The organism is Pseudomonas sp. Tun-23181, assembly GCF_057415455.1.
In genome coordinates this window covers 2,832,296-2,847,218 of the sequence record NZ_CM171630.1, presented here as the reverse complement: position 1 = coordinate 2,847,218, position 14,923 = coordinate 2,832,296, and the positions used below count along the sequence as shown (strand labels likewise).

The window sequence follows — 14,923 nt, the reverse complement described above, 5'->3', positions numbered from 1 at the left end:
GAAACCCTGATTGCGAATGTCCACTGGTCGCAGCGCTCGGCTGCTTTTCGCAGCGACGCTAAGCTCATCTGTGGGGGGAGATATTCTTATCTTCAATGAGGTGAACGGATGGGAGAGTCGCAGCTACCCGCAATCAAACCGGAGCTTTACGAACGCCTGATCGACCGTCTGGGCCTGGCGCTGGAAGTTGCCAGGACGTCGGTACGATTGCGCGACGAGATGCCAGCCGAACTGGAATTGCGTGGCCTGAGCCACGCCGAGTTCGAAGTGATCAAGGCCTACCTGGACACCCTCCCGGAGAGCCGTTTCGCCAGCGCCGGTGCCTACCAGCAACCGGAGCCTTCCTCGGCGAAGATCGTCTGGCTCAAGGACAAGAAACGCCCCGCCACCACGGCGAGATCCCGGACGCTGCGACATCGCTAGCCGTTCAGGATTCCAGGCGCAGGCCATCGTGCGCCGGTTCTATCAATCTCTGTCTTGTCGGCGCCGGCGCGCACTTGTTGCCCGGCGTCGATCCTCTTAGGCTGCACGCCTTCCAAGGAGGTGTGCCCGATGCCGATTCGCTTTTTCATCAAACAATGGCTGCTGCCGCCTGGCCTGCTGTTTCTGTCGCTGCTGCTCGCCTGGTGGCTGCGCAAGCGCTATCCGGGCCTGGCCGCGGTCGGTTTCGTGGTCGGGCTGGGCGGCCTGTGGCTGATGAGCCTGCCGCTGGTGGTGGAGCAGCTCGCGCGGCAGCTGGAAACCGAACCGCCCCTGGCGCAGGCCGACTGGGCGACGCTGGCGGACAGGGCCGATGCCATCGTGGTGCTCGGTGCCGGGCGCGAACGCGGGGACCCTGCCTGGGGCGGCGAGGACCAGCCATCGGCGCTGGCCCTGGAACGCATGCGCTATGCCGCGGCCTTGACCAAGGCCTCGGGCCTGTCGGTGCTGATCAGCGGCGGGTTGCACTACGGCACGCCGCCGAGCGAGGCGCAGTTGATGACTGATCGCCTGCGCGAGGATTTCGCGGTGCAGGTGAGGTGGAAGGAGGAGGCCAGCCGCACCACCTGGGAGAACGCCCAGCTCAGCGCCGAGCTCCTGCTGCCCAAGGGCGTCCGGCGGGTCGTGGTGGTCACCCATGCCTGGCACATGCAGCGAGCGCGCTGGTGCTTCGAGCAAGCCGGCTTCGAGGTGGTGCCGGCGCCGATGGGGTTCCTGGGCAGGGATACTGGGCAGCCGTTCGGCGGATGGCTGCCGGAGAGCCGGGCGCTGTGGCAGAGCGGGCAGTTGCTCAATGAAGTGGCGGGGTTGATCGGGTATCGGCTCTTTTATCGAGACGGTCGGAGCTGACGGAGGCCCCTGGGGGAGTGGGGCTTTTCCCATGCCGTGCGATTAAGCGGCATTGGGGCGGCCTTGCAGCCCATCGCCGGCAAGCCGGCGATGGTTTTGCTACACGGTCTTGGCGATACGGCTGGCCAGCAATGCCCAGCCCAGCAGCAGGGCACAGACGATCGCCAGCGGCCAGGAGCGCCATTGCAGGTACGGGGTGAGCTGCTGCATCGGCACCACCTCGCCGTACAGGATCGCCTGCTGGAACTGCGGGACCTGCGCGGTGATCCTGCCGAACGGGTCGATCAGTGCGGTGACGCCGTTGTTGGTGGCGCGGATCATCCAGCGGCCGGCCTCCAAGGCACGCATCTGGGCCATCTGCAGGTGCTGCAGGGGGCCGATCGACTTGCCGAACCAGGTGTCGTTGCTGATGGTCAGCAGCAGGTCGCTGCGGGCCGCCAGGCTTGCCGCGAACTCGGGATAGACCACCTCGTAGCAGATGTAGGGTGCGATCTGGTAGCCCTTGGCATGCAACAGCGACTGGTTCGCAGGGCCACGGGCGAAGTCCGACATGGGCAGGTCGAAGAACTCGATCAGCCCACGCAGCATGTCCTGCAGGGGCACGTATTCGCCGAACGGCACCAGCTTCTGCTTGAGGTAGGTGCCGTCGCCTTCTCCGGCCACGGTGATGCCGTTGTAGTAGCGACGTTGCTGGTCCACCACTTCACGCACCGGCACGCCGGTGATCAGCGCCGAATGTCGCTTGGCGGCGAAGCCACCCATCATGCCGATATAGCCCTGGGCCTGATCCTTGAGCACCGGCACCGCGGTTTCTGGCCAGACCAGCAGGTCGACCGGCTTGGAGCTGAAGCTCATGTCGCGGTACAGGGCCAGTTGCGCATTGATGTGCGCCGGGTCCCACTTCAGGTCCTGCTCGACGTTGCCCTGCACGGCGGCGACCGTCAGCGGCTCGCCCGCAGGCTTGGTCCAGGCGTGGCCCTTGAGTGCCAGGCCGAGGATCCATGGGGCGACCAGCAGCACGCCGCCCACCGCCAGGAACGAAGGGCGGGCCCGCAGGCGATGCAGGTTGCACAGCAGTGCGGCGCTCAGCGCCAGGACGAAGGAAATCAGCCAGACACCGCCGAGCGGCGCCAGGCCCGCCAGCGGGCCGTCGAGCTGGCTGTAGCCGGCGTAGAGCCAGGGGAAACCGGTGAGGAACCAGCCGCGGAACGCCTCCTGCAACAGCCACAGGGCAGCGAAGCACAGGGCATCGGCCAGGGGCGCTTCGTTACGCCTCAGCCAGCGTGCCCACAGCCAGGCAGGCAGCGCGAAGAACCAGGCCAGGGCCGCGAAGAACGCCAGCAGCAGCAGCGTCGCCAGCGATGGCGAGGCGCCCCCGTAGGTGTTCATGCTGACGTAGATCCACCAGGTGCCGGCGCCGTAGAGGCCGAAGCCGAAGCACCAGCCGCGCCACATGGCCTGGCGTGGGCTGAGCTCGCGCAGGCCGGCGTAGAACAGGACGATGGACAGCAGGGCCAGCGGCCAGATATCGAACGGCGACAGGGCCAGCAGGGTGGAAGCGCCGGCCGCCATGGCCAGCAGGTTACCGGGCCAGCCGGGGCGGGTGATCCAGCGCATGGTGTTCCTTAACGGGTGATCGGAGTCAAACGCAGCAAGTGTATCCGCCGGCTGTCGGCGTTGAGAATACGGAACTTGTACGAACCGATCTCGGTGGTCTCGTTGCGCTTGGGCAGGTGGCCGAAGGCGCTCATCACCAGGCCGCCGACCGTGTCGAACTCGTCGTCGGAGAACTCGCTGTCGAAGAACTCGTTGAAGTTCTCGATCGGGGTCAGGGCCTTGACCAGGAAATCACCGCTGGGCAGTGGCTTGATGTAGCTGTCTTCCTCGACGTCGTGCTCGTCCTCGATGTCGCCGACGATCTGCTCCAGCACGTCCTCGATGGTCACCAGGCCCGCCACGCCGCCGTATTCGTCGATGACCACGGCCATGTGGTTGTGGTTGGCGCGAAACTCGCGCAGCAGCACGTTCAGGCGCTTGGACTCGGGCACGAAGGTGGCCGGGCGGAGCAGGTCCTTGATGTTGAAGCTGTCGCCGTTCTCCTTGAGGATCAGCGGCAACAGGTCCTTGGCCAGGAGGATCCCGAGCACATCGTCGTGGCTCTCGCCGATCACCGGGTAGCGCGAGTGCGCGGCGTCGATCACCGCCGGCAGGAATTCGCGTGGCGATTGGCTGGCCTTGATGCTGATCATTTGCGAGCGCGGCACCATGATGTCGCGCACCTGCAGGTCGGCGACCTGGATGGCGCCTTCGACGATGGTCAGCGCCTCGCTGTCGAGCAGCTTGTTCTGATGGGCTTCGCGCAGCAGCTCGAGGAGCTCCTGGCGGTTCTTCGGCTCATGGGCAAAAGCCTGGGTCAGTTTACCCAGCCAGGACTTCTGCCCGTTGCTCGATCGGTCTTCGCTCATGGCGGTTACTCGTGATCCTTGCAGATATCGGTAGGAGTGACTTCGTCATCGGCGTACGGGTCCGGGTGACCCAGTTCCGCCAGCAATGTTCGTTCCAGCGCTTCCATTTCCTCGGCCTCGTCGTCCTCGATGTGGTCGTAGCCGAGCAGGTGCAGGCAACCGTGGATGACCAGGTGCGCCCAGTGCGCCTCGAGGGCCTTGCCCTGTTCGGCAGCCTCGCGTTCGACCACCGGTACGCAGATGACCAGGTCACCCAGCAGGGGAATGTCGAGCAGCTCGTCGGGGACGTCGGCGGGGAACGACAGCACGTTGGTCGCGTAGTCCTTGTGCCGGTAGGTGTGGTTCAGCTCGCGGCCCTCGGCCTCGTCGACCAGGCGGATGGTCATTTCCGAGTCGGCGCTGCGCTGGCGCAGCGCCAGCTCGCACCAGCGACGGAAAGCGGCGTCATCGGGGGCAGCGGCGTCCGTGGCCCGTTGCAGGTCGAGTTCAAGCATCGCTGGCGGGTGCCTCGGGCTTGGCCTGGCGGGCGTCGAAGCGGTCGTAGGCCTCGACGATGCGTTGCACCAGCGGGTGACGGACCACGTCCTTGGGCTGGAAGTGGGTGAAGCTGATGCCCGGTACGTCCTTGAGCACCTCGATCACATGGGCCAGGCCCGACTTGGTGCCGCGCGGCAGGTCGACCTGGGTGATGTCGCCGGTGATCACCGCGGTCGAGCCGAAGCCGATGCGGGTGAGGAACATCTTCATCTGCTCGAGCGTGGTGTTCTGGCTCTCGTCGAGGATGATGAAGCTGTTGTTCAGGGTGCGGCCGCGCATGTAGGCCAGCGGGGCGATCTCGATCACCTGGCGCTCGATCAGCTTGGCCACGTGCTCGAAGCCGAGCATCTCGTAGAGCGCGTCGTAGAGCGGACGCAGGTACGGGTCGATCTTCTGGGCCAGGTCGCCGGGCAGGAAGCCCAGCTTCTCGCCGGCCTCGACCGCCGGGCGCACCAGCAGGATACGCCGTACCTGTTCGCGCTCCAGGGCATCGACGGCGCAAGCCACGGCCAGGTAGGTCTTGCCGGTACCGGCCGGGCCGATGCCGAAGTTGATGTCGTTGGCCAGGATTTCCTTGACGTAGCGTTGCTGGTTGACGCCGCGCGGGCGGATGTTGCCCTTGCGCGTGCGCAGCGACACGCTGACTTCGTTGACGGCCGGGTTGTCGATGTTTTCCACGGTCGATTCCTGCAGGTACAGGTGGACCGTTTCCGGCGACAGCTCGCTGCCCTTGGTCTCGCGGTAGAGACGGCGCAGCAGTTGTTCCGCGGCAGAGGTGGTCTTGGGGTCGCCGATCAGTTCGAATTGGTTGCCGCGGTTGCGGATCTCGATGGCCAGGCGTTGTTCGATCAGGCGCAGGTGCTCGTCGAACTGGCCGCACAGGTTGGCGAAACGGTGGGCCTCGAAGGGTTCGAGGATGAAGCGATGGGGTTGTATGGGTGCGTTCAAGGTCGTTTTTAGCCGCTCGACGGCAATGGATGTGAACTCAAGAATAACCCTTGAATGCCAGTGGCGAAAGCACTGAAACGATCAAGGGTCGTTGCTGGGGGCATGGCCCGGGGGCGCTTCGTGGCCCATCGCCAGCAAGCCGGCTTACCATTGAGACCGAGCCGCTCTCGAGATCGGCGCAGAACCCTGTGGGAGCCGGCTTGTCGGCGATGGGCTGCAAAGCAACCCCCCAGGCGCGAATCAATGAATCAGCGCCCCGATCAGCGAGTGCGGGCGGGCTTCCTCGATGCGCACGTCCACCAGTTGGCCGATCAGCAGGGGATTATCGCTGCGGAAGTTGACGATTCGGTTGTTCTCGGTGCGCCCCTGCAACTGCCCCGGGTCGCGCTTGGAGAAGTCAGTGACCAGGATGCGCTGGACACTGCCCACCATGCGCCGGCTGATCTCGAAGCCCTGCTGGTCGATGCGGTGCTGCAGCAACTGCAGGCGCTGCTTCTTCACCTCTTCCGGCGTGTCGTCCGGCAGGTCGGCGGCCGGTGTGCCTGGGCGCGGGCTGTAGACGAAGGAGTAGGAGAAGTCGAAACCGACCTCGGCGACCAGCTTCATGGTCTGCTCGAAGTCCTTTTCGGTCTCGCCGGGGAAGCCGACGATGAAGTCGGAGCTGATGCAGATGTCCGGTACCGCGGCCTTGAGCTTGCGCAGCTTGGACTTGTACTCGAGGATCGTGTGGTTGCGCTTCATGGCTGCCAGCACCCGATCGGAGCCGGCCTGCACCGGCAGGTGCAGGTGCTTGACCAACTGCGGCACTTCGGCGTGCGCCTGGATCAGGCTGTCGGAGAATTCCAGCGGGTGCGAGGTGGTGTAGCGGATCCGCTCGATGCCATCGACCGCCGCCACCGTGCGGATCAGCTCGGCGAGGTCGGCCAGGCGGCCGTCGTGGGTCTGGCCGCGGTAGCCGTTGACGTTCTGTCCCAGCAGGGTGATCTCGCGCACGCCGTTCTCGGCCAGGTGGATGACTTCGGCCAGTACGTCGTCGAACGGCCGGCTGACCTCGGTGCCACGGGTGTAGGGCACCACGCAGAAGGTGCAGTACTTGCTGCAGCCTTCCATGACCGAGACGAAGGCGGTCGGGCCGTCGATGCGCGGCTCGGGCAGGTGGTCGAACTTCTCGATCTCCGGGAACGACACGTCGACCTGCGGCTGGCGGGTGCTGCGCGCGGCGTCGATCATTTCCGGCAAGCGGTGCAGGGTCTGCGGGCCGAAGACCACGTCGACATAGGGCGCGCGCTTGCGGATCGCCTCGCCCTCCTGGCTGGCCACGCAACCGCCGACGGCGATGACCATCTCCGGGTTGCGGTCCTTCAGCTCGCGCCAGCGGCCCAGCTTGGAATACACCCGGTCCTGGGCGCGCTCGCGGATCGAGCAGGTGTTGAGCAGGATGACATCGGCATCCTCGGCGTGCTCGGTGACCTCAAGGGCCTGGTGTTCGCCCAGCAGGTCGACCATGCGCGAGCTGTCGTACTCGTTCATCTGGCAACCGTGGGTTTCTATGTAGAGCTTCCGGGTCATGGCGAATCATCTGCTGCTGGTGCTGTGGACCGCGCATTATAAAGGTGGATCCCTGCACTTCCTAGGGTCGGCGGTCTGCTATGATGCGGCCCTTTTTATCCAACCATGTCAATCCGTCGATCATGAGCAAACGCGAACCTGCTATCTACAAAGTGATCTTCCTGAATCAGGGCCAGGTGTTCGAGATGTACGCCAAGCAGATCTACCAGAGCGACCTGTGGGGTTTTCTCGAGATCGAGGAGTTCGTCTTCGGCGAACGCACCCAAGTGGTGGTCGACCCCAGCGAGGAAAAGCTCAAGGCCCAGTTCGAGGGCGTGATCCGCAGCTTCGTGCCGATGCATTCGATCGTGCGCATCGACGAGGTGGAGCGTCTGGGTACGGCGAAAATCAGCGAGGCCAAGGGCGGCGGCAACGTGATGCCGTTCCCCATGCCGATGCCGGAGAAGTGAGGCGGCCCCTCAGGGCAGGGGGGAGAAGGGCGTGCGGCCTTCGGCGTTCTGCAGTTCGAGCAGGTAGCGACGGAAGATCTGGCCGAGTACCTGGGTGGCGTGCTCCAGTTCGTCGCGGGGCATCTGCTCGGTGACTTCGTCGGCCAGGTCCAGGGCCTCCTCGTCGCCATTGACCGCCGCCATCTTCAGCAGGATATAGGCCTGGACATTGTTGGCGGGGACCCCTTCGCCACGGAAGAACATGGCGCCCAGGCGGTACTGGGCCTGGGCATGGCCTTGCAGCGAGGCTTTCTCGAACCAGTTGAGCGCCTTGTTCAGGTCCCGGGGCGCCTGGGTGCTGTAGTAGAACTCGCCCAGTTCGTATTGCGCCTGGGCATCCCCCGTCTCCGCCGTCTGCTCGCAGGCCTTCAGGGCGTTCTCCAGGTCCTCTGGCTGGGTATTGAGGGTGCAGCGCCCCGTTGCTGGAATGAGCAACGAGTTGCCGCCCTCCGCCAGGGCCAGCAGGGGTTGGAGAAGCAGCAGGCAGCCCAGGGTCAGGGCGCGGCCGGTGCGGTTCATGGGGATCGACTTACCTCTGCAAAGCTGCGGCCAATGTCTCTGGTGGCACATTATGGGATAAGCAGCGCCAACCTTACAAAGTTTTACTCGATTTTCTACACAGGGTGCGTCGCTGTGGCGCAAACCTCGACAGTGTGACGGTGTTCACATTGTCTGTAGGAGCGGGCAATCCGCTCCTACAGATGCTCATACACCTTATTTCAAGGCAGCGAAGGCGCGCTCGGCGGCGTCCAGGGTGATCTTCAGCTCGGCCTCGCCGTGGGCGATGGAGGTGAAGCCGGCCTCGAACGCGCTCGGGGCCAGGTACACGCCACCGTCGAGCATCAGGTGGAAGAAGCGCTTGAAGCGTTCCACGTCGCTGGCCATCACATCGTCGAAGGTGACGATGTCGTCGGCGCCGCTGAAGTACAGGCCGAACATGGCGCCGGCCTGGGTGGTGACGAACGGGATACCGGCAGCATCGGCACGTTGCTGCAGGCCGTCGAGCATGCGGCTAGTGAAGGCGCTCAGCTCATCGTGGAAGCCCGGGCGGCTGATCAGCTTGAGGGTGGTCAGGCCAGCGGCCATGGCCAGCGGGTTGCCCGACAGCGTGCCGGCCTGGTAGACCGGGCCGAGCGGGGCGATGCATTCCATGATTTCGCGCTTGCCACCGAAGCAGCCGACCGGCATGCCGCCACCGACGATCTTGCCGAAGGTCGACAGGTCTGGCTTGATGCCGTAATGGCCCTGGGCACCGCCGAGGGATACGCGAAAGCCAGTCATCACTTCGTCGAAGATCAGCACCACGCCGTGCTTGTCGCACTGCTCGCGCAGGCCTTCGAGGAAGCCTGGGGCCGGTGGTACGCAGTTCATGTTGCCAGCCACCGGCTCGACGATGATGCAGGCGACGGTCTGGCCGACCTCGGCGAGGGTCTTCTCGACCGCGGTGATGTCGTTGAACGGCAGGGTCAGGGTGTGCTTGGCGAAGTCAGCCGGCACGCCGGCCGAGCTCGGTACGCCCTGGGTCAGCAGGCCAGAGCCGGCCTTGACCAGCAGGCTGTCGGAGTGGCCGTGGTAGCAGCCTTCGAACTTGATGATCGCGTCGCGGCCGGTGTAGCCGCGAGCCAGGCGGATGGCGCTCATGGTCGCCTCGGTGCCGGAGCTGACCATGCGCACCATCTCCATGGACGGCACGATCGAGCAGACCAGGTCGGCCATCTCGGTTTCCATGGCGGTCGGTGCGCCGTACGACAGGCCGTGCTCCAGTTGCTTGCGCACCGAGTCCAGCACGTCCGGGTGGCTGTGGCCGAGGATCATCGGGCCCCAGGAGCCGACGTAGTCGACGTAGCGCTTGTCGTCTTCGTCGATGACGTAGGCACCCTCGGCGTGCTTGAAGAACAACGGCGTGCCGCCGACGCTGCGGAAGGCGCGGACCGGCGAGTTCACGCCGCCTGGGATGTGCTTCTGGGCTTGGGCGAACAGGGATTCGGAACGGGACATGGGGTTTTCTCTCGAATCAGGAAGCGAACAGGGCGTTGAAGGCGCGGGCGCGGCGGGTGACTTCCTGCGCGCTGTCGGCACCGAACAGGCCATGGATCACCGCCAGCAGGTCGGCACCTTGGGCGACCAGCGGGGCGGCATTGTCGAGGGTGATGCCGCCGATCACGGCGATCGGCAGCTTAACGCGGGCGCGGGCCTGGCCCAGCAGGTCGAGGCTGGCGGCCGGTGCGCCGGGCTTGGTCACGGAATTGAAGAAGCGGCCGAAGGCCACGTAGCTGGCGCCCTCGGCGGCGGCCTGCTCGGCCAGCTCGAGCTGGGCGTGGCAGGTGGAGCCGATGATCGCGTGGTGTCCGAGCAGCGCACGGGCTGGGGTCAGCGGGCCGTCGGTCTGGCCCAGGTGCACGCCGACGCCCAGGCGTGCGGCCAGTTCGGCGTCGTCATTGATGATCAGGGCGGTGCCGTAGCGCTCGCAGAGCTTCAGCAGCGCCTCAGCCTCGCGCAGGCGGCGCGCCGCATCGTCGCTCTTGTCGCGGTACTGCAACAGGCATACGCCGCCTTCCAGGGCGGCCTCGACATGGGACAGGAAGCGACCGGCGAGTAACTGGCTGTCGGTGATCGCGTACAAACCGCGTAACTTCATCTGAAAGCCTCGCATGCAGGGATCAGGAGCAGAAGTCCAGGGGCAGCCGGCGCGGCACGAACTGGCCCTTGCCCAGCTGCTCGGCGTCGCGCAGGGTGCGCCAGGTGTAGTCCAGGGCGCTGCGCACGGCGCTTTGCAACTGCTCGCCGAGCGCCAGGCGGCCGGCCAGGGCGCTGGCCAGGGTGCAGCCCGAGCCGTGGTAGCTGCCCGGCAGGCGCTGGCAGGTCCAGGTGTCGCGCCGGCCGTCACGGGTATAGAGGCGATTGTGGATTTCCTCTTCTTCGCCGTGACCGCCGGTAATCAACAGATGCCTGCAGAACGGCAGAAGTTTCTCCGCACATTCGTCGGCCGTGCCTTCGGGCAGCTCGGCGAGGATGCGCGCCTCCGGCAGGTTCGGTGTGGCGATGGTGGCCAGCGGCAGCAGACGTTCACGCAGGGCATAGCCGACCTCGTCCTTGCCCAGGCGGCCACCGCCGCCGGCACGCAGGACCGGATCGCAGACCAACGGCAGGTGCGGGTGGGCAGTCAGCAGCTCGGCGACGGTATCGACCATCTCGGTCGAGCCGAGCATGCCGAGCTTGACCGCTGCCACGTTGGAGTCGGCCAGCACGGCATTGGCCTGGGCCAGCACCCACTCGCGGTCGAGCACGCGGAAGTCGGAAACATTGACGGTATCCTGGACGGTCAGGGCGGTCACCGCGGGTGCGGCGTGACAGCCTTGGGCGATCAGGGCTTCGATATCTGCCTGCAGGCCGGCACCGCCACTGGGGTCGTGGCCGGAGAGACAGAGGACAACGGGGCGGGAGCTGTAGGTATTCATGGTCGGCGAGCTTACCACCAAACCTGTTTGGGCGGATTGCCTGGCGAGTGGGGTCGGCTGATCGATCGGTCCGCTTTCGTCTTTGTGTGCCTCTGTAAGCATTGATTTAGACGGCTTCTTCTAAATTTTCAGATGGCTGCTGGCCATGTCGAAAAGCTATGCTAGAGTGCTCGGATAACTCGATGAACGGGCTTTGTCGGAACTCGTCGTCTCAAAGGGATGGGAGGCCACCGCGACGCGACCGGACACGCCATGCTGGGGCTGTATGCGCTATTTGCTGATTGTGCTTCTGGGCTGCTTGCCTGTGTTCGCCGGGGCGGTCGATTTCGACAATGCCACCCGGCACCTTCCATTGGGCAAGGCCATGCAGGTCTACGAAGACCGCGACGCCAGCGCCAGCATCGCCCAGGTCAGCTCGCCAGCCTTCGCCAGCCGCTTCCGCCTGCACCATGAGGAGGTGCTCAACGCCGGGTATTCGACCTCGGTGTTCTGGTTGAAGATCGACCTGCGCAACGTCGCGCCGCCCACTGCCGCGCCGCGCCAGTGGCTGCTCGAGCTGGCCTATCCGCCGCTGGATCACGTGGAGCTGTACCTGCCGGACGGCCAAGGTGGCTACCACTTGGCGCAGCGCACCGGCGACGCCTTGCCCTACGCCAGCCGGCAGATCCGCCAGAACAACTACCTGTTCGAGCTGCCCTTGCCCCCAGGCCAGGCGACCACCGCCTACCTGCGCCTGCAAAGCCAGGGATCGATCCAGGCTCCAGTGGCACTCTGGTCGGCCGAGGCCTACCTGGAGGACCAGCCCGCCCGCCTGTACGTGCTGGGCATGATCTACGGCGTGCTGCTGGTGATGCTGGTGTACAACCTGTTCATCTATGTCAGCGTGCGCGATGTCAGTTACCTCTACTACATCCTCTACATCGCCTCGTTCGGGCTTTACCAGGTCTCGGTCAATGGTGCCGGCGTCGCCTACTTCTGGCCGGACAGCCCCTGGTGGGCCAATGCCGCGACGCCGCTGTTCATCGGTGCCGCTGGCCTGTTCGGCTGCCAGTTCGCCCGGCATTTCCTGCAGATGGGCACGCTCAGCCGCGGCTTCGATCGCCTGCTGCAGGGGCTGATGGCCGGTGGCGCGCTGGTCATGCTGCTGGCGGTGAGCATGCGCTACGGCATCGCCCTGCGCATGGCCACGGTGCTGGCCCTGCTGTTCACCATCAGCATCTTCAGTGCCGGGCTCTACGCATGGTGGCGTGGTCTGCGGGTGGCGCGCTGGTTCATCATCGCCTGGACCGCGTTCCTGCTGGGCGGCCTGGTCAACACCCTGATGGTGCTCGGCTACCTGCCGAATGTGTTCCTGACCATGTATGCCAGCCAGATCGGCTCCGCGCTGGAGGTGGCGCTGTTGTCGCTGGCCCTGGCCGACCGTATCAACAGCCTGCGCGAGGAGCAGGCCCAGACCCTGCGTGACACCGGCCGTGCCCTGGAGCAGCTCAACCAGCAGCTGGCCCGCAGCAACCAGCTCAAGGACGAATTCCTCGCCACCGTGACCCACGAGCTGCGCACGCCGATGAATGGCGTGATCGGCTCGCTGGAGCTGATGCACACCCTGCCGATGAGTGCCGAGCAGGCTCAGTACCATCGTACGGCCAGCGGTTCGGCCCAGGACATGATGGCCATGGTCGACGACATCCTCATCCTCACCGAGCTGCAGGCTGGCCGCCTGCGTGCCCAGGCGGCGCCGTTCAGCCTGCGCCGGCAGCTTCAGGAGCTGCGTGCGGGCTTCGCCGGGCGGGCCCTGGGCAAAGGGCTGTACCTGAGCCTGGATATTCCGGCCGACCTGCCGGACGAACTGATCGGGGATGCGCAGAAGCTGCTGCGCTGCCTGGCCTGCCTGGTGGACAACGGCCTGAAGTTCACCCACCAGGGCGGTGTCACGGTCCAGGTCCGTGGTCGGCGCCTGGGGCCGGACAGCCTGGCCCTGACCTTCACCGTCAGTGACAGCGGCATCGGCTTCGACGACCTGGACCAGGCGACCCTCTACCAGCGTTTCTTCCAGGTCGATGGTTCCATGAGCCGCCGTTACGGGGGGCTGGGCATCGGGCTGTCGATCTGCCGGCAACTGGGGGAACTGATCGGCGCCCGGCTGTCCCATGAGTCGACCCCCGGCCTGGGCAGCCGTTTCGACCTGACCCTGACCCTTGCCGTGGCCCAGGTACAGTTGCCGCCCAGCCGGGCTGCGTCGGGGATGAAGCGTTTCTAGCGTCCTATCGCCCTCGGCCGGCAAATGACCCCCAGTTAGTCATTTATGTCACTTTGACTGGCCGGGCAGGGATGCTTCACTGGGGTTTCCAGGCATGACCGGATCCAGGAGCCCACGATGAACCTGCACCAGTTCGCTGAAACCCACGAAGTCACCAACCAGCCGCCTGCCCTCGATGGCGCCAACCTGTACCGCCTCGACCAGCCGCTGCAGGAGTGGTCACGGCGCTTCGGGGCCGGCTGGGCCGAGTCGCGGATCGACGCTTACGGTGCCCTGGCCGGCGGCCCCTTGATGGCGGCGGGCTTCCTGGCCAATGCGCACAAGCCTGAGTTCAGCAGCCATGACCGCTATGGCCACCGTATCGACCTGGTGGAGTTCCACCCGGCCTACCATGAACTGATGCGCACGGCGGTCGAGCACGGCCTGCCGTCGTTGCCCTGGGCCGAGCCGCGACCAGGCGCCCACGTGGCACGGGCTTCGATGACCTACCTGCACAGCCAGGCCGAGGCCGGCACCGGCTGCCCGCTGACCATGACCTTCGCTGCGGTGCCGGCCCTGCGGCTGCAACCGGAGCTGGCCGAGTACTGGCTGCCCAAGGTGCTGGCCCGCGAATACGACCCGCGCAATGTCGGCGACCGACACAAGGCCGGCGTGACCCTCGGCATGGCCATGACCGAGAAGCAAGGCGGCACCGATGTGCGTGCCAACACCACCCGCGCCTATCCGGTCGGCACCCCAGGGCCCGGCCAGGCCTATGAACTGGTCGGTCACAAGTGGTTCTGCTCGGCGCCGATGTGCGACGCCTTCCTCACCCTGGCCCAGACCGACAAGGGCCTGAGCTGCTTCCTGCTGCCACGCCATCGCCCCGACGACAGCCGCAACCAGTTCTACATCCAGCGCCTGAAGAACAAGCTCGGCAACTGCTCCAATGCGTCCAGCGAGGTGGAGTTCCGCGGTGCCTTGGCCTGGATGGTCGGCGAGGAAGGGCGGGGCGTGCCGACCATCATCGAGATGGTGGCCATGACCCGCTTCGACTGCATGGTCGGCTCCAGCGCCCTGATGCGCCAGGCCCTGACCCAGGCCGCGCACCATTGCGCCCACCGCAAGGTCGGCGGCCGTGTGCTGGCCGAGCAGCCGCTGATGCAGAACGTGATCGCCGACCTGGCCCTGGAAAGCGAGGCGGCGCTGGCCTTGAGCCTGCGCATGGGCCAGGCCCTGGACCAGCTGGACGATCCGCAGCAGGCGCACTTCGCCCGCCTGGTGACGGCCGTGGGCAAGTACTGGATCTGCAAGCGTGCCCCGGGGATGATCAACGAGGCCGCCGAATGCCTGGGCGGTGCCGGTTACGTCGAGGAGAGCATCCTGCCGCGGTTGTATCGCGAGGCGCCGGTGAACTCCACCTGGGAAGGCTCGGGCAACGTGCAATGCCTGGACGTGCTGCGCGCCTTGTCCAAGGAGCCTGGCGTGCTCGACGCCTTGTTCGCCGAGCTTGGCGACGGCCATGGCGACCCGCGCCTGGCGGCGCATATCGGCAACCTCAAGGGCGCCTTCGCCGACACCGGTGATATCCAATACCGCGCCCGCCAGCTGACCGAGGACATTGCCCTGGCCCTGCAGGCCAAGCTGTTGCTGGAGGCGGGCAACGCGGTGGTCAGCGATGCCTTCATCGGTAGCCGTCTGGCGGGGGGCGGCAGGGTCTATGGCGCGCTGCCGCGAGGTGTCGACGTCGAGGCGCTGGTGGCCCGGGCGACGCCTGCCTGGCCGCTCTGAGACGCCCCGTCGCGGGCAGGCTGGCTCCCCCGCGAAGAGGGCAACGCCGCTCCATGGGGATGTATTTGCCTTCGAACGCAGGCAAGATGGAGCCATGCATGC

At 65.9% G+C, this 14,923-nt stretch carries 14 protein-coding genes; 5 read left to right on the top strand and 9 right to left on the bottom strand.

Annotated features, from left to right (window positions below; genetic code table 11):
* The first annotated feature begins 108 nt into the window (after positions 1-108).
* Complete coding sequence (locus ACDI39_RS13555) at positions 109-423, top strand: hypothetical protein (protein ID WP_225788687.1); 315 nt, start codon at positions 109-111, stop codon at positions 421-423.
* A gap of 129 nt (positions 424-552) precedes the next feature.
* Positions 553-1,329, top strand: a complete 777-nt coding sequence (locus ACDI39_RS13550; RefSeq protein WP_253079878.1) for a YdcF family protein — start codon at positions 553-555, stop codon at positions 1,327-1,329.
* A gap of 99 nt (positions 1,330-1,428) precedes the next feature.
* Here the strand turns inward: ACDI39_RS13550 and lnt are convergent, their stop codons facing one another.
* The 5 genes from lnt to miaB all read right to left on the bottom strand — a co-directional run bounded on the left by lnt (position 1,429) and on the right by miaB (position 6,848).
* Complete coding sequence (lnt, locus tag ACDI39_RS13545; protein ID WP_253079877.1) at positions 1,429-2,946, bottom strand: apolipoprotein N-acyltransferase; 1,518 nt, start codon at positions 2,944-2,946, stop codon at positions 1,429-1,431.
* Between the two features lie 8 nt (positions 2,947-2,954).
* Positions 2,955-3,794: a CorC family transporter gene (locus ACDI39_RS13540; RefSeq protein ID WP_225788684.1), complete on the bottom strand. Its 840-nt coding sequence runs from the start codon at positions 3,792-3,794 to the stop codon at positions 2,955-2,957.
* A gap of 5 nt (positions 3,795-3,799) precedes the next feature.
* Positions 3,800-4,288, bottom strand: coding sequence for an rRNA maturation RNase YbeY (gene ybeY / locus ACDI39_RS13535; protein WP_225788683.1), 489 nt, complete (start codon positions 4,286-4,288; stop codon positions 3,800-3,802).
* A complete protein-coding gene (locus ACDI39_RS13530; protein WP_225788682.1) occupies positions 4,281-5,279 on the bottom strand; it encodes a PhoH family protein in 999 nt (332 codons plus the stop codon). The genes ybeY and ACDI39_RS13530 overlap by 8 nt, the downstream gene beginning before the upstream one ends.
* A gap of 240 nt (positions 5,280-5,519) precedes the next feature.
* Entirely contained in the window at positions 5,520-6,848 is a 1,329-nt protein-coding gene (miaB, locus tag ACDI39_RS13525) for a tRNA (N6-isopentenyl adenosine(37)-C2)-methylthiotransferase MiaB (RefSeq protein WP_225788681.1), read from the bottom strand.
* Positions 6,849-6,970: 122 nt separating this feature from the next.
* On the opposite strand from miaB, the gene ACDI39_RS13520 reads away from it, so the two are divergent.
* Entirely contained in the window at positions 6,971-7,297 is a 327-nt protein-coding gene (locus ACDI39_RS13520; RefSeq protein ID WP_225788680.1) for a DUF1820 family protein, read from the top strand.
* Between the two features lie 9 nt (positions 7,298-7,306).
* On the opposite strand, the gene ACDI39_RS13515 is transcribed toward ACDI39_RS13520, so the two are convergent.
* The 4 genes from ACDI39_RS13515 to ACDI39_RS13500 all read right to left on the bottom strand — a co-directional run bounded on the left by ACDI39_RS13515 (position 7,307) and on the right by ACDI39_RS13500 (position 10,794).
* Positions 7,307-7,855 (bottom strand): tetratricopeptide repeat protein, encoded by a 549-nt coding sequence (locus ACDI39_RS13515; protein ID WP_225788679.1) that lies wholly within the window; start codon positions 7,853-7,855, stop codon positions 7,307-7,309.
* 195 nt (positions 7,856-8,050) lie between these two features.
* On the bottom strand, positions 8,051-9,334 hold the full coding sequence (hemL, locus tag ACDI39_RS13510) for a glutamate-1-semialdehyde 2,1-aminomutase (RefSeq protein ID WP_225788678.1): 1,284 nt from the start codon (positions 9,332-9,334) through the stop codon (positions 8,051-8,053).
* 16 nt (positions 9,335-9,350) lie between these two features.
* Positions 9,351-9,974: a thiamine phosphate synthase gene (gene thiE / locus ACDI39_RS13505; RefSeq protein WP_225788677.1), complete on the bottom strand. Its 624-nt coding sequence runs from the start codon at positions 9,972-9,974 to the stop codon at positions 9,351-9,353.
* Between the two features lie 22 nt (positions 9,975-9,996).
* Positions 9,997-10,794, bottom strand: a complete 798-nt coding sequence (locus ACDI39_RS13500) for a hydroxymethylpyrimidine/phosphomethylpyrimidine kinase (RefSeq protein WP_486538910.1) — start codon at positions 10,792-10,794, stop codon at positions 9,997-9,999.
* 265 nt (positions 10,795-11,059) lie between these two features.
* On the opposite strand from ACDI39_RS13500, the gene ACDI39_RS13495 reads away from it, so the two are divergent.
* Entirely contained in the window at positions 11,060-13,051 is a 1,992-nt protein-coding gene (locus tag ACDI39_RS13495) for a sensor histidine kinase (protein ID WP_225788675.1), read from the top strand.
* A gap of 117 nt (positions 13,052-13,168) precedes the next feature.
* Positions 13,169-14,821 carry an acyl-CoA dehydrogenase family protein gene (locus ACDI39_RS13490; protein WP_225788674.1) on the top strand — a complete coding sequence of 551 codons (1,653 nt, stop codon included), beginning with the start codon at positions 13,169-13,171 and terminating at the stop codon, positions 14,819-14,821.
* Positions 14,822-14,923: the final 102 nt, after the last annotated feature.